At 70.6% G+C, this 24,591-nt stretch carries 22 protein-coding genes; 3 read left to right on the top strand and 19 right to left on the bottom strand.

Features of this window, described 5'->3' with window-relative positions; all coding sequences use genetic code 11:
• Window positions 1-11: 11 nt before the first annotated feature.
• The 11 genes from nuoK to SNA_RS36885 are packed head-to-tail and all read right to left on the bottom strand — an operon-like array spanning window position 12 to window position 10,969.
• Entirely contained in the window at window positions 12-311 is a 300-nt protein-coding gene (gene nuoK, locus SNA_RS36935) for an NADH-quinone oxidoreductase subunit NuoK (protein WP_030067013.1), read from the bottom strand.
• Window positions 308-1,171 (bottom strand): NADH-quinone oxidoreductase subunit J, encoded by an 864-nt coding sequence (locus tag SNA_RS36930; RefSeq protein ID WP_030067014.1) that lies wholly within the window; start codon window positions 1,169-1,171, stop codon window positions 308-310. The genes nuoK and SNA_RS36930 overlap by 4 nt, the downstream gene beginning before the upstream one ends.
• Window positions 1,168-1,761 carry an NADH-quinone oxidoreductase subunit NuoI gene (nuoI, locus tag SNA_RS36925; RefSeq protein ID WP_030067015.1) on the bottom strand — a complete coding sequence of 198 codons (594 nt, stop codon included), beginning with the start codon at window positions 1,759-1,761 and terminating at the stop codon, window positions 1,168-1,170. The genes SNA_RS36930 and nuoI overlap by 4 nt, the downstream gene beginning before the upstream one ends.
• Window positions 1,754-3,154 (bottom strand): NADH-quinone oxidoreductase subunit NuoH, encoded by a 1,401-nt coding sequence (gene nuoH / locus SNA_RS36920; protein WP_044368743.1) that lies wholly within the window; start codon window positions 3,152-3,154, stop codon window positions 1,754-1,756. Before nuoH ends, nuoI begins: the two co-directional genes overlap by 8 nt.
• Window positions 3,154-5,655, bottom strand: a complete 2,502-nt coding sequence (locus SNA_RS36915) for an NADH-quinone oxidoreductase subunit G (RefSeq protein ID WP_044368741.1) — start codon at window positions 5,653-5,655, stop codon at window positions 3,154-3,156. Before SNA_RS36915 ends, nuoH begins: the two co-directional genes overlap by 1 nt.
• Window positions 5,652-7,025: an NADH-quinone oxidoreductase subunit NuoF gene (nuoF, locus tag SNA_RS36910; RefSeq protein WP_030067019.1), complete on the bottom strand. Its 1,374-nt coding sequence runs from the start codon at window positions 7,023-7,025 to the stop codon at window positions 5,652-5,654. Before nuoF ends, SNA_RS36915 begins: the two co-directional genes overlap by 4 nt.
• Window positions 7,025-7,930 carry an NADH-quinone oxidoreductase subunit NuoE gene (nuoE, locus tag SNA_RS36905; RefSeq protein WP_044368917.1) on the bottom strand — a complete coding sequence of 302 codons (906 nt, stop codon included), beginning with the start codon at window positions 7,928-7,930 and terminating at the stop codon, window positions 7,025-7,027. The genes nuoF and nuoE overlap by 1 nt, the downstream gene beginning before the upstream one ends.
• Window positions 7,931-7,947: 17 nt before the next feature.
• A complete protein-coding gene (locus SNA_RS36900) occupies window positions 7,948-9,270 on the bottom strand; it encodes an NADH-quinone oxidoreductase subunit D (RefSeq protein WP_030067021.1) in 1,323 nt (440 codons plus the stop codon).
• Complete coding sequence (locus SNA_RS36895; protein ID WP_030067022.1) at window positions 9,270-10,031, bottom strand: NADH-quinone oxidoreductase subunit C; 762 nt, start codon at window positions 10,029-10,031, stop codon at window positions 9,270-9,272. Before SNA_RS36895 ends, SNA_RS36900 begins: the two co-directional genes overlap by 1 nt.
• Entirely contained in the window at window positions 10,028-10,600 is a 573-nt protein-coding gene (locus SNA_RS36890; RefSeq protein WP_030067023.1) for a NuoB/complex I 20 kDa subunit family protein, read from the bottom strand. Before SNA_RS36890 ends, SNA_RS36895 begins: the two co-directional genes overlap by 4 nt.
• A 9-nt stretch (window positions 10,601-10,609) precedes the next feature.
• Window positions 10,610-10,969 (bottom strand): NADH-quinone oxidoreductase subunit A, encoded by a 360-nt coding sequence (locus tag SNA_RS36885; protein WP_030067024.1) that lies wholly within the window; start codon window positions 10,967-10,969, stop codon window positions 10,610-10,612.
• A gap of 783 nt (window positions 10,970-11,752) precedes the next feature.
• On the opposite strand from SNA_RS36885, the gene SNA_RS36880 reads away from it, so the two are divergent.
• Window positions 11,753-12,547 carry a C40 family peptidase gene (locus SNA_RS36880; RefSeq protein WP_030067025.1) on the top strand — a complete coding sequence of 265 codons (795 nt, stop codon included), beginning with the start codon at window positions 11,753-11,755 and terminating at the stop codon, window positions 12,545-12,547.
• A gap of 79 nt (window positions 12,548-12,626) precedes the next feature.
• Here SNA_RS36880 and SNA_RS36875 read toward each other — a convergent pair whose 3' ends face one another.
• Complete coding sequence (locus SNA_RS36875; RefSeq protein ID WP_044368738.1) at window positions 12,627-13,442, bottom strand: alpha/beta fold hydrolase; 816 nt, start codon at window positions 13,440-13,442, stop codon at window positions 12,627-12,629.
• 129 nt (window positions 13,443-13,571) lie between these two features.
• Window positions 13,572-14,891, bottom strand: coding sequence for a geranylgeranyl reductase family protein (locus SNA_RS36870; RefSeq protein WP_030067028.1), 1,320 nt, complete (start codon window positions 14,889-14,891; stop codon window positions 13,572-13,574).
• A 140-nt stretch (window positions 14,892-15,031) separates the two neighbouring features.
• Between SNA_RS36870 and SNA_RS36865 the strand changes: the two genes are divergently transcribed.
• The gene (locus tag SNA_RS36865) at window positions 15,032-15,553 is read left to right on the top strand and encodes a GNAT family N-acetyltransferase (RefSeq protein ID WP_044368736.1); all 522 of its coding nucleotides are present in this window, start codon (window positions 15,032-15,034) and stop codon (window positions 15,551-15,553) included.
• A 46-nt stretch (window positions 15,554-15,599) separates the two neighbouring features.
• Here the strand turns inward: SNA_RS36865 and SNA_RS36860 are convergent, their stop codons facing one another.
• The 6 genes from SNA_RS36860 to SNA_RS36835 all read right to left on the bottom strand — a co-directional run bounded on the left by SNA_RS36860 (window position 15,600) and on the right by SNA_RS36835 (window position 23,868).
• Complete coding sequence (locus SNA_RS36860; RefSeq protein ID WP_157880195.1) at window positions 15,600-17,951, bottom strand: zinc ribbon domain-containing protein; 2,352 nt, start codon at window positions 17,949-17,951, stop codon at window positions 15,600-15,602.
• A 245-nt stretch (window positions 17,952-18,196) separates the two neighbouring features.
• Window positions 18,197-18,895, bottom strand: coding sequence for a demethylmenaquinone methyltransferase (locus SNA_RS36855; RefSeq protein ID WP_044368731.1), 699 nt, complete (start codon window positions 18,893-18,895; stop codon window positions 18,197-18,199).
• Between the two features lie 365 nt (window positions 18,896-19,260).
• On the bottom strand, window positions 19,261-19,812 hold the full coding sequence (locus SNA_RS36850; RefSeq protein ID WP_044368729.1) for a hypothetical protein: 552 nt from the start codon (window positions 19,810-19,812) through the stop codon (window positions 19,261-19,263).
• A gap of 7 nt (window positions 19,813-19,819) precedes the next feature.
• On the bottom strand, window positions 19,820-21,019 hold the full coding sequence (gene mqnC, locus SNA_RS36845) for a cyclic dehypoxanthinyl futalosine synthase (RefSeq protein WP_030067033.1): 1,200 nt from the start codon (window positions 21,017-21,019) through the stop codon (window positions 19,820-19,822).
• Between the two features lie 134 nt (window positions 21,020-21,153).
• Window positions 21,154-22,815 (bottom strand): serine/threonine-protein kinase, encoded by a 1,662-nt coding sequence (locus SNA_RS36840; protein WP_030067034.1) that lies wholly within the window; start codon window positions 22,813-22,815, stop codon window positions 21,154-21,156.
• A gap of 153 nt (window positions 22,816-22,968) precedes the next feature.
• A complete protein-coding gene (locus SNA_RS36835; RefSeq protein ID WP_037790843.1) occupies window positions 22,969-23,868 on the bottom strand; it encodes a menaquinone biosynthetic enzyme MqnA/MqnD family protein in 900 nt (299 codons plus the stop codon).
• A gap of 283 nt (window positions 23,869-24,151) precedes the next feature.
• Between SNA_RS36835 and SNA_RS36830 the strand changes: the two genes are divergently transcribed.
• Window positions 24,152-24,355 carry a cold-shock protein gene (locus tag SNA_RS36830; protein WP_030067036.1) on the top strand — a complete coding sequence of 68 codons (204 nt, stop codon included), beginning with the start codon at window positions 24,152-24,154 and terminating at the stop codon, window positions 24,353-24,355.
• The last annotated feature ends 236 nt before the right edge of the window (window positions 24,356-24,591 follow it).

The following is a 24,591-nucleotide window of genomic DNA, read 5'->3' as shown; positions in this document are numbered from 1 at the left end:
TGTGCGACCCCTTACAGCTTCATCAGGCTGGCGTCGTCGACCGAGGCCGTATGACGGGTGCGGAAGATCGACACGATGATCGCCAGGCCGACCACGACCTCGGCCGCGGCGACGACCATCGTGAAGAAGGCGATGATCTGGCCGTCGAGATTCCCGTGCATCCGCGAGAAGGTCACGAAGGCGAGATTGCAGGCGTTGAGCATCAGCTCGATGCACATGAACACCACGATGGCGTTCCGCCTGATCAGCACCCCGGCCCCGCCGATGGTGAACAACAGGGCGGCCAGATAGAGGTAGTAGACCGGATTCATTTCTTGGCCCCCTCCGTGTGCTCCTTGGGCGCCGGGCCACCGGACGGCGGGGGTTCGGGTTCGTCCGCGGACTCACGCCCCAGCCATTTCTCGGAGCGCCGCTCCAGCGCCTTCAGCTCGGCGAGCGATTCGCGCGAGACATCGCGGATCTGGCCGCGCCCGCGCAGCGTCGGATTGACCGTCAGCTCGGACGGGGTGCCGTCGGGCAGCAGGCCCGGGATGTCCACGGCGTTGTGCCGGGCGTAGACACCGGGGGCGGGCAGCGGCGGGATGTGCTTGCCCTCCTTGATGCGGGCGATGGACTGTTCGCGCTGGCTCTTGGCGCGCTCCGTACGCTCGCGGTGGGTGAGCACCATCGCGCCGACGGCCGCGGTGATCAGCAGCGCGCCGGTGATTTCGAAGGCGAAGACGTACTTGGTGAAGATGAGCGCGGCCAGGCCCTGCACATTGCCGCCGGCGTTGGCGTCCCCCAGGCCGTTGAACTGCTTGAGCGAGGCATTGCCGATACCGGCGATGAGCAGGACGCCGAAGCCGATGCCCAGGCCCGCGGCGAGCCAGCGCTGGCCCTTGAGCGTCTCCTTGAGGGAGTCCGCGGCGGTGACGCCGACCAGCATGACGACGAAGAGGAACAGCATCATGATCGCGCCGGTGTAGACGACGATCTGGACGATGCCGAGGAAATACGCGCCGTTGGCCAGATAGAAGATCGCCAGGACGATCATGGTCCCGGCCAGGGAAAGGGCGCTGTGGACCGCGCGCCTGAGCATGATCGTGCACAGCGCGCCGGCGACGGCGACGATGCCCAGGAGCCAGAACTGCACGGCCTCGCCGGTGGAGGCCGCGGCGGCGAGGACGGTCATGACCGCACCTCCTTGTCCTGCGTCGCGGCCCCTTCCGGCCGTTCGCCCTTGGAGACGGCGACCTGACGGACCGTCCCGGGCGCGGCCTCGGTCACCAGCCCCTTGTAGTAGTCCTTCTCCGTCATGCCCGGGTAGATCGCATGCGGGGAGTCGACCATGGTGTCCTCCAGGCCGACGAGCAGCTCTTCCTTGGTGTAGATGAGCGAGGTGCGGGTCTTGTCGGCGAGTTCGTACTCGTTGGTCATGGTCAGCGCGCGGGTCGGACAGGCCTCCACGCACAGACCGCACAGAATGCAGCGCAGATAGTTGATCTGGTAGACGCTGCCGTAGCGCTCGCCCGGGGAGTAACGCTCCTCGTCGGTGTTGTCGGCGCCCTCGACGTAGATGGCGTCCGCGGGGCAGGCCCAGGCGCACAGCTCGCAGCCGATGCACTTCTCCAGGCCGTCCGGATGGCGGTTGAGCTGATGGCGGCCGTGGAAGCGCGGGGCCGTCGGCTTCTTCTCCTCCGGGTACTGCTCGGTCAGCCGCTTCTTGAACATGGCCTTGAAGGTCACGCCGAAGCCGGCCACGGGGTTCTGGAACTCAGGCACCGTCGCCCCCCTTTCCGTCGATCCCATTTCCGTCACGGACAGTGTCCACCCCGCCACTGACAATCAACTCCCGCTCGGACTCCGGGCCCCAGCGCGGCCGCCTGCGCGGCACCGGCGGCAGGCTCTGTCCGGGCAGCGGCGGTACGGGGAATCCGCCGGCCATCGGGTCGAACTCCCCGTCCCCGTCCGGCTCCTCCACCGGCTCGCCGCGCCGGAAGAAGTCCACGAGCAGCGAGATCAACAGCAGGGTGAGGGCGCCTCCGGCGACGTAGAGCACGATCTGCTGGAACTGGTAGCCCTCGTTCTTCAGCGCCCGGACGGTGGCGACCAGCAGCAGCCAGACCAGCGAGACCGGGATGAGGACCTTCCAGCCCAGCTTCATCAACTGGTCGTAGCGCACCCGCGGGAGCGTGCCGCGCAGCCAGATGAAGAAGAACAGCAGCAGCTGGACCTTGATCGTGAACCAGAGCATCGGCCACCAGCCGTGGTTCGCGCCCGCCCAGAAGGAGGAGATCGGGTACGGGGCCCGCCAGCCGCCCAGGAAGAGCGTGGTCGCCACCGCCGAGACCGTCACCATGTTCACGTACTCGGCGAGCATGAACATCGCGAACTTGATGGACGAGTACTCGGTGTTGAAGCCGCCGACGAGGTCGCCCTCGGACTCGGGCATGTCGAACGGTGCGCGGTTGGTCTCGCCCACCATCGTCGCGATGTAGATGAGGAACGACACCGGCAGCAGCAGGACGTACCACCTGCTCTGCTGCGACTCCACGATCGTCGACGTCGACATCGACCCGGAGTAGAGGAAGACCGAGGCGAAGGCGGCGCCCATCGCGATCTCGTACGAGATCATCTGGGCGCAGGAGCGCAGCCCGCCGAGCAACGGATAGGTCGAGCCGGAGGACCAGCCGGCCAGCACGATGCCGTAGATGCCGACGGAGGCGGTCGCCAGGACGTAGAGGATGCCGATGGGCAGGTCGGTGAGCTGCATCGGGGTGCGGACACCGAAGATGGAGACCTCGTTGTCGGCCGGGCCGAAGGGGATCACCGCGATCGCCATGAAGGCCGGGATGGCCGCGACGATCGGCGCGAGGACGTAGACGGCCTTGTCGGCGCGCCGCACGACCAGGTCCTCCTTGAGCATCAGCTTGATGCCGTCGGCCAGGGACTGGAGCATGCCCCAGGGGCCGTGCCGGTTGGGGCCGATGCGCAGCTGCATCCAGGCGACGACCTTGCGTTCCCAGACGATGGAGAACAGCACGGTCAGCATGAGGAACGCGAAACAGAAGACCGCTTTGATGACGACCAGCCACCAGGGATCGCGGCCGAACATCGACAGGTCTTCCTGCGCCAGCGCCGTTCCTGCGGCGGTCAGTTGGTCGAGCCGCTGCATCAGACCTCCTCCTCGGCGGGCTCCGTCGTTCCGGATGCGGCGGAGACCTTCACCAGCTCACCGGGGAGCGCCCCGGTGTCGGCGGCGACGCCGCCGCCGACGGAATTCAGCGGCAGCCACACCACCCGGTCGGGCATCGGCGTCACCCGCAGCGGCAGCCGCACCGAGCCCGCCGGTCCCGTCACGGCCAGCAGATCGCCGTCCTTGACGCCGGTCTCCTCGGCGGTGGCCGGCGACATCCGGGCGAGCGCGGCGTGCCGGGTGCCGGCCAGCGCCTCGTCGCCCTCCTGGAGCAGGCCCTGGTCCAGGAGGAGGTGGTGCCCGGCCAGTACGGCCTCGCCGGTGTCGGGGCGGGGCAGCGGGCGCCCGCTCTCCACGGGCTCCCCGGCGTACGGGCCGTCCCAGCCGCCGAGCCGGTCCATCTCGCGGCGTACGGCGTGGACGTCCGGGAGCGTCAGACGGACGTCGAGAGCGTCCGCGAGCATGTGCAGCACCCGGGCGTCCGGCAGCAGATGGCGCCGGGTCATCTGGTCGGGTTTGAGCGCGGCCTCGAACGGCCGGGCCCGGCCCTCCCAGTTGAGGAACGTGCCGGCCTTCTCGACCACGGCCGCCACCGGGAGGACCACATCGGCCCGTTCGGTGACCTGTGAGGGCCGCAGTTCCAGGCTGACCAGGAAGCCGACCTCGTCCAGGGCGGTCAGCGCGCGGGCCGGGTCGGGCAGGTCGGCGACCTCGACGCCCGCCACCAGGAGCGCGCTCAGCTCTCCGGTGGCCGCGGCCTCGATGATCTGGCCGGTGTCGCGGCCGTGGCGGTGCGGGAGTTCGGCCACGCCCCAGGCGGCGGCGACCTCGTCGCGGGCCCGGGGGTCGGTGGCCGGACGGCCGCCGGGCAGCAGCCCCGGCAGCGCGCCCGCTTCCAGGGCGCCGCGCTCACCGGCCCGCCGCGGGATCCACACCAGGCGGGCGCCGGTGGCGGTGGCCGCGCGGACCGCGGCGGTCAGAGCGCCGGGCACCGCGGCCAGCCGCTCGCCGACGACGATCACCGCACCGTCTTGGCGCAGCACCTCGGCGGCCGCGCCTCCCTCGCCCTCCAGTCCGACGCCGCCGGCCAGCGCGTCGAGCCATTCGGTCTCGGTGCCGGGTGCCGCCGGGAGCAGCGTGCCGCCCGCCTTGATCAGGCCGCGCGAGGCGTACGGCGCCAGCCCGTAGGTGTGCTGACCGCTCCTGCGGTGCGCCTTGCGCAGCCGCAGGAAGACGCCGGGAGCCTCCTCCTCGGCCTCGATACCGGCCAGGAGGACGGCCGGTGCCTCCTCCAGGGCGGTGTACGTGAGGCCCCCGCCCCCGAGATCCCGGCCCCGGCCGGCGACCCGGGCCGCCAGGAAGTCGGCCTCCTCGGCGCTGTGCACCCGTGCCCGGAAGTCGATGTCGTTCGTGTCCAGCGCGACCCGGGCGAACTTGGCGTAGGCGTAGGCGTCCTCGACGGTCAGCCGGCCGCCGGTCAGGACGCCGGTGCGGCCCCTGGCGGCGGACAGCCCCCGGGCCGCGGCCTCCAGGGCGTCCGGCCAGCTCGCCGGTTCCAGTTCGCCGGACTCCCGGTTGCGTACCAACGGGTGCTCCAGCCGGTCCCTCTGCTGCGCGTAGCGGAAGGCAAACCTCCCCTTGTCGCAGATCCACTCCTCGTTGACCTCGGGGTCGTTGGCGGCCAGCCGCCGCAGGACCTTGCCGCGCCGGTGGTCCGTACGGGTCGCGCAGCCGCCCGCGCAGTGCTCGCACACCGACGGCGAGGAGACCAGGTCGAAGGGGCGGGAGCGGAAGCGGTACGCGGCCGAGGTGAGCGCGCCGACCGGGCAGATCTGGATGGTGTTGCCAGAGAAGTACGACTCGAAGGGGTCGCCCTCGCCGGTGCCGACCTGCTGGAGGGCGCCGCGCTCGACCAGCTCGATCATCGGGTCGCCGGCGATCTGGTTGCTGAAGCGGGTGCAGCGCGCGCACAGCACGCACCGCTCGCGGTCCAGCAGCACCTGGGCGGAGATCGGCACCGGTTTGGCGAAGGTGCGTTTGCGGCCCTCGAAGCGCGACTCCGGGTCGCCGACCTGCATCGCCTGGTTCTGGAGCGGACACTCGCCGCCCTTGTCGCAGACCGGGCAGTCCAGCGGGTGGTTGATCAGCAGCAGCTCCATCACGCCGCGCTGCGCCTTCTCGGCCACCGGGGAGGTCAGCTGCGTTTTGACGACCATGCCGTCGGTGCAGGTGATGGTGCACGAGGCCATCGGTTTGCGCTGGCCCTCGACCTCGACGATGCACTGGCGGCAGGCGCCGGCCGGATCCAGCAGCGGATGGTCGCAAAAACGCGGGATCTCGATGCCGAGGAGTTCGGCGGCGCGGATGACCAGCGTCCCCTTGGGGACGGAGATCTCGATGCCGTCGATCGTCAGGGTGACGAGGTCCTCGGGCGGGAGGGCCGTGGAGCCGCTGTTCGCCCCCGTGGTTGTGACGGTCATGCATTCACCCCCAGGTGAGCGTCGTTGTCGGCCCACAGGGTCGACTTGGCGGGGTCGAAGGGGCAGCCCTTGCCGGTGATGTGCTGCTCGTACTCCTCGCGGAAGTACTTCAGCGAGGAGAAGATCGGCGAGGCGGCACCGTCGCCGAGGGCGCAGAAGGACTTGCCGTTGATGTTGTCGGCGATGTCGTCGATCTTGTCGAGGTCCGCCATCCGGCCCTTGCCGGCCTCGATGTCGCGCAGCAGCTGCACCAGCCAGTAGGTGCCTTCGCGGCAGGGCGTGCACTTGCCGCAGGACTCGTGGGCGTAGAACTCGGTCCAGCGGGTGACGGCGCGCACGACGCAGGTGGTCTCGTCGAAGCACTGGAGCGCCTTGGTGCCGAGCATCGAGCCGGCCTCGCCCACGCCCTCGTAGTCCAGCGGTACGTCGAGGTGGGCGTCGGTGAACATCGGCGTGGACGAGCCGCCCGGCGTCCAGAACTTCAGCCGGTGTCCTGGGCGCATGCCGCCGCTCATGTCCAGCAGCTGGCGCAGGGTGATGCCCAACGGGGCTTCGTACTGGCCGGGGTTGGCGACATGGCCGCTGAGCGAGTAGAGCGTGAAGCCCGGGGACTTCTCGCTGCCCATCGACCTGAACCACTCTTTCCCTTTGTTCAGGATCGCGGGAACCGACGCGATGGATTCGACGTTGTTCACGACAGTGGGGCAGGCGTAGAGGCCCGCCACCGCCGGGAAAGGAGGACGCAGCCGGGGCTGTCCGCGACGGCCTTCCAGGGAATCCAGCAGCGCGGTTTCCTCACCGCAGATGTACGCGCCGGCGCCCGCGTGCACGATCACATCCACCTCGAGTCCCGAGCCGAGGATGTCCTTTCCGAGGAAGCCCGCCGCATACGCCTCCCGTACGGCCTCGTGCAGCCGGCGCAGTACGGGAACGACCTCACCGCGCAGATAGATGAAGGCGTGGTTCGACCGGATCGCATGACAGGCGATCACGATCCCCTCGATGAGGGCATGCGGGTTCGCGAAGAGGAGCGGGATGTCCTTGCAGGTCCCGGGCTCCGATTCGTCGGCGTTGACAACGAGATAGTGCGGTTTGCCGTCGCCCTGCGGGATGAACTGCCATTTCATGCCGGTGGGGAAGCCTGCGCCGCCGCGGCCGCGCAGGCCGGAGTCCTTGACGTAGGCGATGACGTCGTCGGGCGGCATGGCCAGCGCCTTGCGCAGGCCCGCGTAGCCGTCGTGGCGGCGGTAGGTCTCCAGCGTCCAGGATTCCGGCTCGTCCCAGAACGCGGACAGGACGGGCACGAGGAGCTTTTCGGGGTCGCTCCCGGCCTCGGGCCGGGTGCCCCCGTATTCGGCGGCCACGGTCATCACTCCCCCTCCTCATCGGCGTTCGGTCCGGCGGGGTGCTCGGGGTCGGAGGCCGCGGTCTGCTGCGGCGCGTCATGCGAGCTGGGGTGCCCCGAGGGCGGCGGTTCGTCGGGGTGGCCGCCATAGTTGCTGTGGGGCGTAGCCCCTCCATCTGGGGCGGTGGCGGGAGAGGGGCCGGCCTCGTCGGTGGCGCCGGTGGCCGGGGTGCGCGGGGCGATGACGTGGTCGGTGCCGCGCCCCGGGGCGCCTTCGCCCCTGGCCAGGCGCAGTCCGACGAGCGAGGCCTCGCCCGCACCGCCGGTGGCTTCGACGGCGCCCGGGCGTGCGTCGGGGAAGCCCGCCAGGATCCGGGACGTCTCCTTGAAGGTGCACAGCGGGGCGCCGCGGGTGGGTGCGACGGTGCGCCCGGCCCGCAGGTCGTCGACCAGACGCTTGGCGGTCTCCGGCGTCTGGTTGTCGAAGAACTCCCAGTTGACCATCACGACGGGAGCGAAGTCGCAGGCGGCGTTGCACTCGATGTGTTCGAGGGTGACGGCGCCGTCCTCGGTGGTCCCGCCGTTCTCGACACCGAGGTGCCGCTTGAGCTCGTCGAAGATGGCGTCGCCGCCCATCACCGCGCACAGCGTGTTGGTGCACACCCCGACCTGGTAGTCGCCGCCGTCGTCGCGGCGGTACATGGAGTAGAAGGTCGAGACGGCGGTGACCTCGGCCGTGGTCAGGTCGAGCTGCTCGGCGCAGAAGCGGATGCCGGTGCGGGTGATGTGCCCCTCCTCGGCCTGGACGAGGTGCAGCAGCGGCAGCAGCGCGGACCGCGGGCCGGGGTAGCGGGCGATCACCTCCTCGGCGTCCGCCTCCAGCCGGGCCCGTACCTCGGCGGGGTAGTCGGGAGCGGGGAGTTGGGGCATGCCCAGCTGGACGTCGTTCACCGGTCGACGCCTCCCATCACGGGGTCGATGGACGCGACGGCGACGATGACGTCGGCGACCTGGCCGCCTTCGCACATCGCCGCCATGGCCTGGAGATTGGTGAAGGACGGATCGCGGAAGTGCACGCGGTAGGGGCGGGTGCCGCCGTCGCTGACCACATGGACGCCCAGTTCGCCCTTGGGGGATTCCACGGCGCAGTACGCCTGGCCGGGCGGGACGCGGAAGCCCTCCGTCACCAGCTTGAAGTGGTGGATCAGGGCCTCCATCGAGGTGCCCATGATCTTCTTGATGTGGTCGAGGGAGTTGCCGAGGCCGTCGGGGCCCAGGGCCAGCTGTGCGGGCCAGGCGATCTTCTTGTCCTCGACCATGACCGGGCCCGGTGCGAGCCGGTCCAGGCACTGCTCGACGATCCGCAGCGACTGGCGCATCTCCTCCAGCCGGATCAGGAACCGGCCGTAGGCGTCGCAGGTGTCGGCGGTGGGCACCTCGAACTCGTAGGTCTCGTATCCGCAGTACGGCTGCGATGTGCGCAGGTCGTGGGGGAGCCCGGCGGAGCGCACGATGGGGCCGGTGGCGCCGGTGGCCAGAGCGCCGGCCAGGTCGAGATAGCCGATGCCCTCCATGCGGCCCTTGAAGACCGGGTTGCCGGTGGCGAGCTTGTCGTACTCGGGGAGGTTCTTGCGCATCTTCTTGACGAAGGCGCGCACCTGGTCGACGGCGCCCGGGGGCAGGTCCTGGGCCAGACCGCCGGGCCGGATGTAGGCGTGGTTCATGCGCAGGCCGGTGATCAGCTCGTAGAGGTCGAGGATCAGTTCCCGGTCGCGGAAGCCGTAGATCATGATCGTGGTGGCGCCCAGTTCCATCCCGCCGGTGGCGATGGCGACGAGGTGGGAGGAGAGCCGGTTGAGCTCCATCAGCATCACGCGGATGACCGAGGCCCGGTCGGGGATCCGGTCGGTGATGCCGAGCAGCTTCTCGACGGCCAGGCAGTAGGCGGTCTCGTTGAAGAACGGGGTGAGGTAATCCATCCGCGTGACGAAGGTGGTGCCCTGCGTCCAGGTCCGGTATTCGAGGTTCTTCTCGATGCCGGTGTGCAGATAGCCGATACCGCAGCGGGCCTCGGTGACGGTCTCGCCGTCGATCTCCAGGATCAGCCGGAGCACGCCGTGGGTGGAGGGGTGCTGCGGCCCCATGTTGACGATGATCCGCTCGTCGTCGGACTTCATCGCCCGCGCGGCGACCTCGTCCCAGTCGCCGCCGGTGACGGTGTAGACCGCGCCCTCGGTGGTGTCGCGGGGGGTTAGGGGTGGGGTGGTCATCAGCTGTACGACCTCCGCTGGTCCGGAGCCGGGATCTGGGCGCCCTTGTACTCGACGGGGATGCCGCCGAGCGGGTAGTCCTTGCGCTGCGGGAAGCCCTGCCAGTCGTCGGGCATCATGATCCGCGTCAGCGCGGGATGGCCGTCGAAGACGAGACCGAAGAAGTCGTAGGTCTCGCGCTCGTGCCAGTCATTGGTCGGATAGACGCTCACGAGCGAGGGCACGTGCGGGTCGGCGTCGGGGGCGGAGACCTCCAGCCGGACGAGCCGGTTGTGGGTGATCGAGCGCAGGTGGTAGACGGCGTGCAGCTCGCGGCCCGTGTCCTCGGGGTAGTGCACCCCGCTCACGCCCGTACACAGCTCGAAGCGCAGCGCCGGGTCGTCGCGCAGGATCCTGGCGACCGCCGGCAGGTACTCCCGCTCGATGTGGAAGGTCAGCTCCGCGCGGTCCACGACGGTTTTGGCGATGACGTTCTCGGGCACCAGGCCCTGCTCGTCGAGGGCGCCCGCCAGCTCGTCGGCGATCTCGTCGAACTCGCCGTAGCCTTCCGCGGCGCCGCGCGGTCCCCCGTAGGGCCGGGTGCTCGCCCCGGGCAGCCGTACGGTGCGCACCAGGCCGCCGTAACCGGAGGTGTCGCCGCCGTTGTTGGCGCCGAACATGCCGCGGCGGGTGCCGATCACCTCGCCGGTGTCGTCACGCTGGACCGGGACAGCGCCGTTGTGGTCGGCCTGGTCGCGCTCGGGGTTCTTCGGGTCACTCACCGCGGCAGCCCCTTCTGTCCGGCCGAGAGGGGCATCTCGATCAGGGGAAGCGCCTTCAGGGCCGCCTCCTCCGCCTCTCGGGCGGCCTGCTCCTGGTTGACGCCGAGCTTGGTGTCCTGGATCTTGCGGTGGAGCTTGAGGACGGCGTCCATCAGCATTTCGGGACGCGGCGGGCAGCCCGGCAGATAGATGTCGACGGGAACGATGTGATCAACGCCCTGCACGATCGCGTAATTGTTGAACATGCCGCCCGAGGAGGCGCAGACCCCCATGGAGATCACCCATTTCGGGTTCGGCATCTGGTCGTAGACCTGCCGCAGTACGGGCGCCATCTTCTGGCTGACCCGGCCGGCCACGATCATCAGATCCGCCTGCCGCGGGGAGCCGCGGAAGACCTCCATACCGAAGCGGGCCAGGTCGTAGCGCCCGGCGCCGGTGGTCATCATTTCGATGGCGCAGCAGGCCAGCCCGAAGGTCGCCGGGAAGACCGAGGATTTGCGCACCCATCCCGCGGCCTGCTCGACAGTGGTCAGCAAAAAGCCGCTCGGCAGCTTCTCTTCAAGTCCCATGGGTGACCCCTAGTCCCATTCCAGGCCGCCACGGCGCCAGACATAGGCGTAGGCGACGAAGACGGTGAGCGCGAAGAGGAGCATCTCGACGAGCCCGAAGATCCCGAGGGCGTCGAAGGTGACGGCCCAGGGGTAGAGGAAGACGATCTCGATATCGAAGACGATGAAGAGCATCGCCGTCAGGTAGTACTTGATCGGAAAGCGACCGCCGCCGGACGGCTGCGGGGTCGGCTCGATTCCGCATTCGTACGCCTCAAGCTTCGCCCGGTTGTAGCGCCTGGGTCCGACGAGCGTGGCCATCACGACCGAGAAGATCGCAAAGCCTGCCCCGAGGGCTCCCAGTACGAGGAGGGGCGCATAAGCGTTCACCGTCCTCGCTCCCTTCAGTCGACGATGACTGGATGGCGGTCCGCTCGGGCCCACTGGGCTGCCCCGGAGAGATCGTGCATATGTGAGGCAGTTCACAAGCCCGAACGCCTGCATCTTATGCCCGCCGGTCTGTGATCTGCGACACGGGTGCGACAACGACTTTGTGATCTTCACCACCTGACGAAGGATCATGAAGCCGGATCGTCGGTGATCTTCATACGCGAAGCGTGCGAGTGATCACTTGAGGTGACATTCGCCGGGGTTACCGCTGGTCAGCGACGTGGTCCCTTTATCAAGCGAGTGCCGTTTCAAGCAAATTGGCGCGAGAACCGGCCAACTGGTATATGCCGCCGAGCCCGTTGGGTGACCCGGCCGTGATGCGACCGTGATCGTCGGTACGTGCTCACGCTCACGAGCGGACCCCCGGACGGCCGGCCGGGCGACGGAGCGGGTGACGTCCGGCGGTCGCGCGAAGCGGACCCCGTCCGTCAGATCACGGGAACATAACGGACACTCAAGAGTGACCTATCCCACGTGGTTTCACGCGATAAGTCCTTGACGGCCGGGAAGCCTTGGCGTGGCGGGTGCAGAGGTGGTAAGCCCCTCCCGACGCCTCATCAGGCTGCAAATGCCATGCGTAGGAACATGATCGCGGAATCCGGACATCACGCCTCCGACTCGCCGCGCGACCAAAAGATCCCTTTTGTTCGTCGCGTACACGACAAGTGTGGTGCACACCACCTTTCTTGGCAGCAACCTCCGGCTCCTGATAGCCGTGGAGCCATGTCCCCGAACGCACTCATACCCAGCCACCGGAAGCCCCGCCGTTCCGCGTCCTCGCGGGCACTGCGTGCGGGCGTGACCGGTGGCTTCCTCACCCTCGCGGTGACCGGCGCCAGCCTGCCGGCCAATGCCGTGGAAAAGCCCGTCTCCGAAACCCAGGAGATGCCCACCATCACGACGGCGCTGGCCACCAGCGCCGCCAAGAGCGCGGACGCCGCCCAGCAGGTCGCGTTCGACTACGAGCGCCAGGCCCTCCAGGACAACGCGCTCTCCGAGGCCGCCAAGTCCGCGGAGAAGCACAAGGCCGCCGCCGTGAAGAAGGCCAAGGCCGAGGCCGAGGCCAAGAAGAAGGCCGCGGAGGCCCGCCGCGCCAAGGAGGCCGCCCAGGCCCGCGCCTCGCGCTCCGCCGACCGCACCTCGCTCTCCGCCTCCCTCGGCTCCGGCAACGCCGCCACCCTGGTCTCCTTCCTCAAGGCCCAGCTCGGCAAGGCGTACGTCCTCGGCGCCACCGGCTCCTCGTCGTACGACTGCTCCGGCCTGACGCAGGCCGCGTTCCGCCAGATCGGGATCGACCTGCCGCGCGTCTCGCAGGACCAGTCCACCCAGGGCACCCAGGTCGGCCTCGACAACCTCCAGGTCGGCGACATCCTGTACTGGGGCAGCGCGGGCAGCGCCTACCACGTCGCCGTCTACGTCGGCGACGGCAAGTTCATCGGCGCCCAGAACCCGAGCACCGGCATCGTCGAGCGCCCGCTCAGCTACGACATGCCCACCGGCGCGGTGCGCGTCCTCTAGGACCGCCGCACCCCCGGTAGCCGCGAAGGGCCGCCCCTCCCCCGGGGGCGGCCCTTCGTCGTACCGGTCCGGCGCCCGGTCACCGCTTGATGAACTCCAGCACGTCGGCGTTCAGCTGGGCGTGATGGCTGGCGTGGATGCCGTGCCCGGCGGTCGGGTACTCCTTGTACGTCGCGCCCGGGATCAGCTCGGCGGTGCGCCGCCCGGTGACCTCCACCGGCGCCGAGAAGTCGGCGGCACCGTGGACGACCAGCGCCGGGACGCCGATCTCGCGCAGCGCCGCCCGGCTGTCGGTGTGCACCGCCGCCTGCTGCGCCTGGAGGGTTGCCCACGGCGAGGCCGACAGACACTGCGAAATGGTGTGCTCCACCAGGGCGGGCGAGACGTCGTTGCCCAGGTGGGTGGCGAAGAACGCCTCCTTCTGGCCGGCCAGCCACTTCGGCCGGTCCGCCCGCAGCCGCGCCATCGACGCCTCGATCGCCTCCTGGGGCAGACCCTGCGGATTGTCGTCCGTACGCTTCAGGAACGGCAGCATCGCCGCGATGAACACCACCCGCGCCACCCGCCCCGCACCGTGCCGCGCCAGATAGCGCGCGATCTCGGCGCCGCCGAGCGAGTGCCCGATGAGGGTGACGTCCCGCAGATCGAGCTGCGTCAGCACCGCGGCCAGATCGTCGGCCGTCGAGTCGATGTCGTAGCCGGTGGACGGCCGGTCGGACCGGCCGTGCCCGCGCCGGTCGAAGGCGACGCAACGGAAGCCGCGCTCGGCGAAGAAGGGGAGCTGGTACTCCCACATCTCGGTGTTGAGCATGGCGCTCGAAACAAACACCAGCGTCTCGCCCTGGCCGTAGTCCTCGTAGGCGAGGCGGGTGCCGTCGTGGCTCTCGACGTACATGGTGTTCCCTCCCGTTTCCTGGCAGCTGCCGCGGGGGTTCCCGCTGCGTGCCCAAGGCTGCCGGGAGGGGACCTCCCGCTCAATTACGCGGGAGGTCATGGACGGGGCCCGTGGGGGCGGGCCCCGGCGCTACGCCTTCGGCGCCACCCTGCTCAGCCCGTTGATGATCCGGTCCATCGCGTCGCCGCCCGTCGGGTCGGTGAGGTTGGCCAGCATCTTGAGCGTGAAGCGCATCAGCATCGGGTGGGTCAGACCGCGCTGGGCGGCGATCTTCATGACCTTGGGGTTGCCGATGAGCTTCACGAAGGCGCGGCCCAGGGAGTAGTAGCCGCCGTAGGTGTCCTTGAGGATCTTGGGGTAGCGCTGGAGGGCCAGCTCGCGCTGGGCGTACGTGGCGCGGGCCTGGGCCTGGACGATGACCTCGGCGGCGATCGACCCGGACTCCATCGCATAGGCGATGCCCTCGCCGTTGAACGGGTTGACCAGCCCGCCCGCGTCACCGACCAGCAACAGGCCCTTGGTGTAGTGCGGCTGGCGGTTGAAGGCCATGGGCAGGGCGGCGCCGCGGATCGGGCCGGTCATGTTCTCCGGGGTGTAGCCCCAGTCGGCGGGCATCGAGGCGCACCACGCCTTGAGGATCTCGCGCCAGTCGAGCTCCTTGAAGGAGCTGGAGGTGTTCAGGACGCCGAGGCCGACGTTGCTGGTGCCGTCGCCCATGCCGAAGATCCAGCCGTAGCCCGGCAGCAGCCGGTCCTGGGCGCCGCGCCGGTCCCAGAGTTCGAGCCAGGACTCCAGGTAGTCGTCGTCGTGGCGGGGCGAGGTGAAGTACGTCCGCACGGCGACGCCCATCGGGCGGTCCTCGCGGCGGTGCAGGCCCATGGCCAGGGAGAGGCGCGTGGAGTTGCCGTCCGCGGCCACGACGATCGGGGCGTGGAAGGTGACCGGGGTCTTCTCTTCACCGAGCTTGGCGTGGACGCCGGTGATGTGGCCGGTGAGGTCGTTGATGATCGGCGCGCCGACGTTGCAGCGCTCGTGGAGGCGGGCGCCGGCCTTCTGGGCCTGGCGGGCCAGCTGCTCGTCGAAGTCGTCGCGCTTACGGACCAGTCCGTAGTTCGGGTACGAGGCCAGGTCCGGCCAGTCGAGCTGGAGGCGGGAGCCGCCGCCGATGATGCGCAGACCCTTGTTGCGCAGCCAGCCGGCCTCCTCGGAGATGTCGATACCCATCGCGACCAGCTGCTTGGTCGCCCGCGGGGTCAGGCCGTCGCCGCAGACCTTCTCGCGCGGGAACGCGGTCTTCTCCAGGAGGAGGACGTCCAGACCGGCCTTCGCCAGGTGATAGGCGGTGGTCGAGCCGGCGGGCCCGGCGCCGACGACGATCACGTCCGCGCTGTGGTCGGAGCGGGGAGTGGTCACGGACTCGGTCGAGGACGCGGACGCAGGCTCGGGCACGGGGGGTCTCCCGGAAGTCGATGGAAGCCGACGGGGCCGACGGGGTCGACGGGTCGCTATCTGGATATCTGGGCGCCTGACGGCACCGGGCAGGTGCAGTCTATGGGGGCCTTGGCGATCGGAAACTGAAGGGTTGGCCCATGAAGCCGCTGGACGCCGCGTCCCCGCTGCCCGCCGTCGAACTGCGTGTGCCCACCGAGGAGGACGCCCTGGAGTGGCACCGGGTCTTCCACGACCCCGAGGTCATGGAATTCCTCCGCGGCCACCCCGCCGAACTCTCCGTCTACGAGGAGCTGACCGCGCGCCAGCGCCGTCACCACGCGGAGCTGGGGTTCTGCCTCTACACGCTGGTGGACCCGGCGGACGCCGCGGTCATCGGGTTCACCGGCGCGCAGCCGTGGCCGCAGGAGTGGGGGCCGACGGGGGAGATCGAGATCGGATGGAGACTGGGGCGCGCGTACTGGGGCAAGGGGTACGCAACGGCGGCGGCGCGGGCCGCGCTGGAGTCCGTACGGGCGGCCGGGATACGGCGGGTGGTGGCCATGGTGGACGCGCGCAACGAGCGGTCGCTGGCGGTGACGCGGCGGCTGGGGATGCGGCGGGCGGAGACGGTGATCACGCCGGTGGGGCGGACGGCCCACTGCCTCCGGATGGAGCTGTGAGCCGTCCGCTTCCCGGTGACCGGCGGGAGGCCGCCGCGGGCCGGTCTCAGTCGACGTCCGTGGCGGACACCTGCCAGGTGTTCAGCGCGGTGCTGAACACCTTGTCGTCGTCCGGGGCGTAGAGCGCGTCGATGCACTCGTAGGAGAGGGTGTATTCGGTACCGTCCGCGGCGACATACGCCTGCTCGACGGCGTGCATGGTGGCGCCCTGGTCGTTGACGTAGGTGAACTCCCACAGGGCGCCTTCGCCGTCCCGGAAGGTGTTCTTCTCCAGCTTCACCCGCTGGTAGTTCAACGGCTTCTTGCCGCCGTCCTTCTCCGTGCGCAGGAAGGTGTCGTACGAGGCACGCGGGGCGTTGGCCCGGACGACGATGCGCAGGACCGAATCGCCCGCCTTCGGCCGGTATTCGACCTGGGTGCCCTTGGCCGTACGCTGCCAGCCGCGCGTCACCCCGAGGGAGAAGCCGTACGGATCGTCCTGTCGCTCGAAACCGGCGGGCAGGTCGGCGGAGGGGGCGGACTGCGACGGGGACGGGGAGACGGTCGGGGACGCGGACGGGGTGGGAGCGGCGCTCTTCTCCACGGCCGGCTTCCTGTCCGTCTTGTGGTCCTCGGTGCCGCCGTGGTGGCTCCGGTAGTACAGCGCACCGGCCGTCGCACCGCCGCCGATCAGGAACGCGATGAGTGCCGCAGCCACCCACTTGACGACGCGGCGGCGGGCCGGGCGCGGCTCTTCGGGGGTGGGCGCCGCGGTGACGTCGGCAGCGGGGGTCGGGGCTTCTTCGACTACGGCCACCGGGGCCGCCGGGGCCACCGGCATCGCCGCGTCGACGGCCACCGGACCGGACCCGCGCCCGGCCATCATCAGCAGATACGGGGCGAGCAGCACCGCGCCGAACGTCCACAGCAGCGCGAACAGCAGCGTCTCGGCGCCGCCCGCGGTCAATTCGCCGTGGGCATCGAGACGGGAGCCGTAGCCACCGCCGGAGTCGCCCCCGTCCCAGGAACCGCCGTCCCCGTAGCCGCCGTCGCCGTAGCCGCCGTCGCCGTACCCGCCCCCGTAACCGCCGCCCGACGCGTCATGGAAGGACGCCGCCGCGGTGGCGCCCGCCGCCCACACCACCAGCACCAGCGCGAGGACGAAGAAGCCCGCGGCCAGCAGCCGTTCGCGGCGGTCGGCGCTGCGCCGGGTGATCATGACGCCGACCAGCAGCGCACCGACCAGACCGCCGACAATGACGCCGAACAGCGTCCAGCCGCCACCGAAATGCCCCAGTTCGCCGTAGCCGAGCGACTTCCGGCCGGACTCCAGGAACGGCAGGTCGGGCAGGTTCCACTCGACGTTGACCGGCGCACCCCAGGCCATCGCCAGCGCGATGGCGCCGAGGTTGGGCAGCAGCACCAGCAGGCCGATCGCCTGAGCGGCCTCGACGTGGTCCGCCGAGGCGAGGAGGGACACATACGCGACCGCTCCGGCCGCCAGAACGACGGTCAACAGCGCGATCAGCGCGGTCCGCAGCGCGGCGAGCGTCACGCGCCACCCGGGGCGGACCGCGAGCCACTCCTGCGCCCCGTCGCGCGCCAGCACCACCCCGCTCACCAGGGCCGCCAGCGCGAAGGAGCACAGCAGCGCCAGCCAGGGGGACGAGGACAACTCCATGCCGTCGTAGGAGGGCTGGGCCAGCAGGCCGAGCGCGAACGTGCCGGCGCCGCAGAGCACCGCGATGCGCAGCACCGTCTCCGCTACGGCCGCCCCCGAGACGGCCGTACCCGGTATCGCGGCCGGAAGGGATCCCGGCGCCCCGCCCACGGCTCCCACGGCGGCCGCACGACGGGCCCGGCGGGCGGCGAGCGCCAGCAGCAGCACCCACAGCCCCGTGATCACCAGCGGCACCAGCGACAGCGACATCTCGCCGGTCAGCCCCTCGCCGAACCTGCCCAGCGGCCCGGTGGCACTGCCGGACAGCGTGATCCGGCCGCCGACGCTCTGGAGCAGCACCGCCAGCGCGCAGCGCATCCGGACGCCCCAGCCGAGCCCGGCCCCGTCGGTGTCGTGCGACGAGAAGATGCCGAGCACACAGGCCAGTACGAACGGCATCAGCGTCGGCCAGGCCGCGATCTTCAGCGCGGTACGCCAGTCGCCCCGCACCGTACGGCCGAGAAAGACGCCGACGGGAGAAGGGCCGGCGGGTACGGCGGGTACGGGGGCCGCGACGGGCGGCGGCGATCCGGGCGGCGCCGCCGGGACGGGGGGCCGCCCCGGGGGCGGCGGGGGCGGCGGCCCGTCGGGACGGGGCGGCGCGGCGGCCTGCCGCTCCCGCCCGCAGCCCATGCAGAAGCGGGCCTCGGGCGGCGAAGGGGAACCACAGTCCGGGCAGGACGCGGATCGGTCGGACACGGGCGGACTCCGGGAACTCGGCGGGCAGCGCATCGGCAGCCACGCAGCTACGGACGAATTGGCCAACGGCCGTACGCACAGGCAGGACGCACAGGCATGACGTACAGACACGGCCGCGCCACGCATGGTTCCCGCACCTGCACGCCCTGTGAAGCGGCGTTACCCAAGCGAGTCCGAAGATCCGGGAACGGGCCCGAAGATCCGGGAGTTACGGCCGGGGCCCCCGGCCACCGGCCCCAGGTCGCTCAGCCGACCGGCCTGGTCCCCCGGTGGAGCGCCACCACACCGCCGGTCAGATTGCGCCAGGCAACCTTGGTCCAGCCCACGCCCTGCATCCGGGCGGCGAGTTCGGGCTGGTTGGGCCAGGTGCGGATGGACTCGGCGAGGTAGACGTAGGCGTCCGGGTTGCTGCTGACCGCACGGGCGACCGGCGGCAGCGCACGCATCAGGTACTCGGTGTAGACGGTCCGGAACGGCGCCCAGGTCGGCTCGCTGAACTCACAGATCACCACCCGCCCGCCGGGCTTGGTGACCCGGTACAGCTCGGCCAGCGCGGCGTCGGTGTCCTGGATGTTGCGCAGCCCGAAGGAGATGGTGACCGCGTCGAAGACCTCGTCCGCGAACGGCAGCCGGGTCCCGTCGCCGGCGGTGAACGGCAGCCACGGGTGGCGCTTCTTGCCCTCCCGCAGCATCCCGACGGAGAAGTCGCACGGCACGACATGGGCCCCGGTGCGGGCGAACGGCAGCGAGGAGGTCCCCGTGCCGGCCGCGAGGTCGAGCACCCGCTCGGCGGGCCGCGCAGCCACCGCGCGCTCCACCGCCTTGCGCCACAGCCGCGCCTGCCCCAGGGAGAGCACGTCGTTGGTGAGGTCGTACCGCGCCGCCACGTCGTCGAACATCGCGGCGACTTCGTGCGGCTGCTTGTCCAGGGATGCTCGGGTCACCCGGCCATTGTCCACCGTGCCCCGGCCGGTTCCCGCACCGGGCACGACCCCGCGCCGTGCGGCTGGTCGGGGACGGCCGGATTCCCCCAAGCTCTCGACTTCGCTCGAGCAGGGGGGACCCCCACCCACACAACATCCGACCGGCCGGCGCTGCGCAGTGCCTCGTGAGCGGCCGGGCGCCCCGGCCGTCCCCGCGCCCACGATCATGCCGGGCCGGATATGTCATTCGGTTTCCGTTGATGTCCCTTTGATGGAGGGCGGGATGGCGTTGACGGCACCTTGGCGCCCCCTGGCGCCCCTTGTCGCACCGCGGCGAAGATCGCCCGGCGGGACAACCTCCCGGCTGCTCGCCCCGCCCGCCCGGCTCACCGCCGCCGATACACCAGCCGCCCGCCCAGCACCGTCGCCAGACAGCTCCCGTCCGGCGCGAACACGGCGAAATGGGCCGGTCCGCCCACCGCCAGCTCCCGCGGCGACGGGCCCGGCAGCACCACGAGCCCCGACCGCTGGACCGCCGTACGGACCGCGGGGCGGGCGAACGGCCCGGTCAGCGCCGTCGTCCCGGCCGCCAGCAGACGCTGGAGCCCCCGCCGGGCGCTCGCACCCCACCGCGCCTCGGTCATGCCGAGCGCGGCCAACGCCTCCCCCGTGAGCAGCTCCGTGCCCAGCTCGTCGGCCTCGCGCGGATCGGGATGGTAGGCCGCCTCCAGCAGCGCGGCCCCGTCCGGCTCATGGCGCCCAGGCGTCAGCACGCCGTCCCATTCCCGCACGCGCGCCGTGGCGCCGTACGCGGCGGACAGCTCCTCGTACGGCCCGATCACGGCGAGGGCGGCGCCGTCCACCACGACCGCGTCCCCGGGGGCCGCCGGACCGTCGTGGACCGTCCGGACCCCTTGGACGCGGTGAAGTGTCAGCATCCCGCGCCTACTTGGCGTCGATGAGCTTCAGCTCCGGATGCGCCGTGCCGCCCTCGATGGCCGTCGACGACAGATGCGAGACGACCTTGTCGTCCACCGGGTCGTTGGCCGGGTCGTCGTGCACGACCAGGTGCTCGTACGTCGTCGCGCGCTGCGCCGGCACCCGTTCCGCCTTGCGGATCAGATCGATGATCTCCATCCGGTTGGAGCGGTGCTTGGCGCCCGCCGAGGAGACGACGTTCTCCTCCAGCATGATCGAGCCCAGGTCGTCGGCGCCGTAGTGCAGCGACAGCTGGCCGACCTCCTTGCCGGTGGTCAGCCACGAGCCCTGGATGTGCGCGACGTTGTCGAGGAAGAGCCGGGCGATGGCGATCATCCGCAGGTACTCGAAGAGGGTGGCCTGCGTACGGCCCTTCAGATGGTTGTTCTCCGGCTGGTAGGTGTACGGAATGAAGGCCCGGAAGCCGCCGGTGCGGTCCTGGACGTCCCGGATCATCCGCAGATGCTCGATCCGCTCGGCGTTGGTCTCGCCCGTGCCCATCAGCATCGTGGACGTCGACTCCACCCCCAGCCGGTGGGCCACCTCCATGATCTCCAGCCAGCGCTCACCGGACTCCTTCAGCGGCGCAATGGCCTTACGGGGCCGGGCGGGCAGCAGCTCGGCGCCGGCGCCCGCGAAGGAGTCCAGGCCCGCAGCGTGGATCCGCGAAATCGCCTCCTCCACGGACACTCCGGAGATCCGCGCCATGTGCTCCACCTCGGACGCGCCGAGCGAGTGGATCACCAGCTGCGGGAACTCCTTCTTGATGGCCGCGAAGTGCTTCTCGTAGTACTCGACGCCGTAGTCCGGGTGGTGCCCGCCCTGGAACATGATCTGGGTGCCGCCCAGCTCGACGGTCTCCGCGCAGCGGCGCAGGATGTCGTCGAGGTCGCGCGTCCAGCCCTTGGCCGTGTCCTTCGGCGGGGCGTAGAAGGCGCAGAACTTGCAGGCCGTCACGCACACGTTGGTGTAGTTGATGTTCCGCTCGATGATGTACGTCGCGATGTGCTCGCTGCCCGCGTAACGGCGGCGGCGTACGGCGTCGGCGGCCTGGCCCAGCGCGTGCAGCGGCGCGGAACGGTAGAGGTCGAGCGCCTCCTCCGGCGTGATGCGGCCGCCCTGCGCGGCGCGGTCGAGTACGGACTGGAGGTCGGCGTTCTCGGTCACCGGGGCGTCCCTTTCGGAGGCGGGCATAACGACCGAACCAGCGTACGTCAGGGGTCTGACGGCCTCGGCCGCCGGTCCAGGGGTCGCGCGGGCGGCACCCGAGGCCGCGCCCCCCCGGCCTTCCGGCCGTCCGGTCAGCGCCTGGTGAGCGTCGACGTCGGGGTGCCGCCCGCACTGTCGTCCGACGTGAACGCGATCGTGCCGTCCTTGCGGAAGGTGTACGTCACCTGGGTCGTGTTCCCCGTGCAGCCGAACCCCTGCTTCCCGTCGGGCCGCTCCCGCAGCACCAGCCGGTTCGGCGTGGCCGACACCAGCTTCGCCTTGGCCTCGCACTGGACCACCACCACGTCGTAGGTGGTGTGGATGACGTAATCGCCCTTGCCGCCCGGCTTGATCACGCTGGTCATCGAGCCGTTGCCCATTCCCCGGGCCGTGGTGACGCTGCCGGTCCAGGTGCCGAGGAAGCGCTTGGCGACGGTGGGCCCGGTGGACCCGTCCCCGGGCGTGGTCGCCGCGCTGCCGGGCGGCGGCTCGGCCGCCGTGTCCCCTCCGCCGGGCCCGCCCGGCAGCAGCCGGAAGAACACGGCCGCGGTCGTCGCGACGGCCAGCGCACCGGCCACCGACAGCACCAGCGTGCAGCTCACCCGGCGCGGCCGCTCCTTGCCGCCGACCGCCCCGGTGAGCGCGACCCGCCGCTCCTTGGGGGCGGCGTCCGCGGTCGGCGCCTCGGCCGCCGCCACCCCGGCCACCGGCCAGGGAGCCGACGGCGGCCCCTCCGGCCGAGCGGGCGCACCGAAGGCCGCCCCGGACACCTCGGTGTCGAACGGCACCAGCCCGGAGGGGAACTCACCCCGGGGAGGAGGCGGCGTGGCCCCACCCCCACCCACGTCCCCCTCCAGACTCAGCAGCTCCACCGCCCGCCGGCTCACCTGCTCCACCACGGCCCCCGGCAGCCACCCGGCCCGCACCAGCCCCGCGGCCCCGCCGCTCGCCTCCCCCGCGAGCCGCGCCGCGAGCTCGGCCGGAGCGGGCCGCCCGGCCGGGTCCTTGGCAAGACAGGCGGCCACCAACTCCCGTACCTCACCCACGAGTTGCGGCCCCAGCACCGGCTCCTCGTGCACCACCTTGTAGAGCAGCGCGGCCGACGAGTCCCCCGCGAACGGACTGACCCCGGTCGCCGCGAACGCCAGCACCGCCCCCAGCGAGAAGACGTCCGCGGCCCCCGCCGCCCCCGTCCCCACGATCTGCTCGGGCGCCATATAGCCGGGCGATCCGACCGAGACCCCTGTGGACGTCAGCGAGACCGTCCCCGCCATCGCCCGCGCGATCCCGAAGTCGATCAGCAGCGGACCGTCCAGCGTCAGCATCACATTCGACGGTTTGACGTCCCGGTGGACGAGCCCCAGCCCGTGCACGGCGGCCAGCGCCTCGGCCAGCCCGGCGCCCAGGGCCCGTACGGAATGCTCGGCCAGCGGACCGACATCGGCGACGGCCTGGGCGAGCGAGGGTCCGGCGACGTACCCCGTGGCGACCCACGGAACGGACGCGTCCGGATCGGCGTCCAGAACGGGCGCGGTCCAGGCGCCGCCCACCCGCCGCGCCGACTCGATCTCCCGCCGGAACCGCGCCCGGAACTCGTCGTCGGCCGCGAGCTGCGCATGGACGATCTTCACCGCCACCGTACGGCCGCCCGCACTGCGCCCCAGATAGACCCGCCCCATGCCACCAGCACCGAGCCGGCCCAGCAGCCGGTATCCCCCCAGGACCCGTGGGTCGTCACCGGCCAGCGGCTCCATGACTGCCTCCCCCTCGTAAGGCCCTCGTACGGCCCCCACACACCGCACATCACCTTAGGGCCCGCGCCCGACGCAGCGCCGGGAACCCGCCCCATTGTCCGCACCGCCGGGGCCTAGGGCCGTCACGGCCGCGCTCACATCTGGAGACGGGTCCTAGCCCCTCGCCGCCCCCAGCAGGTCCACCTTCACATCGGCCGGGAAACCGGTCGTCGGCCCGACCCGGCGGGCGAATTCCGTGACGCCGCGGAGCTGCTCGGCCCCGAAGCGGAAGTCCAGCGTGGTGAAGTACCGCTCCAGCACCGCCTCGTCGAACGTCTCCCAGCGCGCCGCCTGCTCCGCGACCTTGGTGACCTCCTCCAGCGACAGATCGCGGGAGGCCAGAAACGCCTCGTGGACCTTCTCGACGACCAGCGGCTCGCGCTCCAGGTAATCGCGCCGGGTCGCCCATACGGCGAAGACGAACGGCAGACCCGTCCAGTCCTTCCACATCTGCCCGAGGTCGTGCACCTCCAGGCCGAGCTTGGGCCCGTCGTGCAGATTGGCGCGCAGCGCGGCGTCGCCGATCAGCACCGCGGCGTCCGCCTCCTGCATCATCAGCCCGAGGTCCGGCGGGCAGCTGTAGTACTCGGGCTGCACGCCGATCTTCTCCGCCAGCAGCAGCTGGGCCAGCCGTACGGAGGTCCGAGAGGTCGACCCGAGGGCGACCCGGGCGCCGTCCAGCTGCTCCAGCGGCTTCTGCGAGACGATCACGCAGGACATCACGGGCCCGTCGCAGCCGACCGCCAGGTCCGGGAACGCCACAAGATCGTCCGCCGCCCGCAGGAACTCCACCAGGGTCACCGGTGCGATATCGAGCTCACCGCGGATCAGCTGCTCGCTCAGCTTCTCCGGCGTGTCCTTGCTGAGGTCCAGATCGAGCAGCGTGCCCGTACGCGCCAGGCCCCAGTAGAGGGGCAGGCAGTTCAGGAACTGGATGTGGCCCACCCGGGGCCGGCTGCGACGGTGGTCGGCCGGAGCGCCTGCGGGTGCGTCTCCAAAGGTTGAATTGTCCACATGCGGAGGCTAGACCCGTGCCCCCTGAAGCAATGCGGCGGGGCCGCGCAGCGGCCGTACGAGTGCCGGGCACGCGTCCGCGTATGCCTCTCACCCGCCCCGAGTAAACGTGATCTTTGGCTCTTCCACCTCATGAGCGCACCGTGCTACGCTCATCGCAAGTTGCAGTTTGGTTTCCCTTGCAGTACAGAGCCTGCGGAGCATGTAACCCGCAGGCTTTTGTAGTTTTCAGACTTGTTTGCAGGTTCTGGAGCAGGGCAACCCTTTGGCCCAAGGAGGGCTTATGGCTACCGGAACCGTCAAGTGGTTCAACGCTGAAAAGGGCTTCGGCTTCATCGCCCAGGACGGCGGCGGCCCGGATGTCTTCGTCCACTACTCCGCGATCAACGCCGCTGGCTTCCGCTCCCTCGAGGAGAACCAGCAGGTCACCTTCGACGTCACGCAGGGCCCGAAGGGTCCGCAGGCGGAGAACGTAACCCCCGCGTAGTAAGTTGCCCGGCCCGGAATAAATCCTGGTCACTCTTACGCAGTACCCAAGGAGCCCCACTCCCCGCCTCGGCGGGGAACGGGGCTCCTGCCTTTTTGGGGCCATGTCCCCGCGATTGCCATTTCCGCGCCTACGGCACCGCGCGCCCTGAATGACATCCGACATCCGTATGAATTCCCGCCCTCGGTACCTCGAACAACGAGAAACGGGCAACCACGGGAAACGGGCAACCACGG

The organism is Streptomyces natalensis ATCC 27448 (assembly GCF_000935125.1).
In the GTDB taxonomy this organism is placed as follows: domain Bacteria; phylum Actinomycetota; class Actinomycetes; order Streptomycetales; family Streptomycetaceae; genus Streptomyces; species Streptomyces natalensis.
This window is presented reverse-complemented; position numbering and strand designations above follow the sequence as displayed.

Bases quoted from the DNA above. Each gene is read 5' to 3' on its own strand.
- nuoK (WP_030067013.1), bottom strand. From the start codon at position 311: ATGAATCCGGTCTACTACCTCTATCTGGCCGCCCTGTTGTTCACCATC.
- SNA_RS36930 (WP_030067014.1), bottom strand. From the start codon at position 1,171: ATGACCGTCCTCGCCGCCGCGGCCTCCACCGGCGAGGCCGTGCAGTTC.
- nuoH (WP_044368743.1), bottom strand. From the start codon at position 3,154: ATGCAGCGGCTCGACCAACTGACCGCCGCAGGAACGGCGCTGGCGCAG.
- SNA_RS36915 (WP_044368741.1), bottom strand. From the start codon at position 5,655: ATGACCGTCACAACCACGGGGGCGAACAGCGGCTCCACGGCCCTCCCG.
- nuoF (WP_030067019.1), bottom strand. From the start codon at position 7,025: ATGACCGTGGCCGCCGAATACGGGGGCACCCGGCCCGAGGCCGGGAGC.
- nuoE (WP_044368917.1), bottom strand. From the start codon at position 7,930: ATGCCCCAACTCCCCGCTCCCGACTACCCCGCCGAGGTACGGGCCCGG.
- SNA_RS36900 (WP_030067021.1), bottom strand. From the start codon at position 9,270: ATGACCACCCCACCCCTAACCCCCCGCGACACCACCGAGGGCGCGGTC.
- SNA_RS36890 (WP_030067023.1), bottom strand. From the start codon at position 10,600: ATGGGACTTGAAGAGAAGCTGCCGAGCGGCTTTTTGCTGACCACTGTC.
- SNA_RS36880 (WP_030067025.1), top strand. From the start codon at position 11,753: ATGTCCCCGAACGCACTCATACCCAGCCACCGGAAGCCCCGCCGTTCC.
- SNA_RS36875 (WP_044368738.1), bottom strand. From the start codon at position 13,442: ATGTACGTCGAGAGCCACGACGGCACCCGCCTCGCCTACGAGGACTAC.
- SNA_RS36865 (WP_044368736.1), top strand. From the start codon at position 15,032: ATGAAGCCGCTGGACGCCGCGTCCCCGCTGCCCGCCGTCGAACTGCGT.
- SNA_RS36850 (WP_044368729.1), bottom strand. From the start codon at position 19,812: ATGCTGACACTTCACCGCGTCCAAGGGGTCCGGACGGTCCACGACGGT.
- SNA_RS36840 (WP_030067034.1), bottom strand. From the start codon at position 22,815: ATGGAGCCGCTGGCCGGTGACGACCCACGGGTCCTGGGGGGATACCGG.
- SNA_RS36830 (WP_030067036.1), top strand. From the start codon at position 24,152: ATGGCTACCGGAACCGTCAAGTGGTTCAACGCTGAAAAGGGCTTCGGC.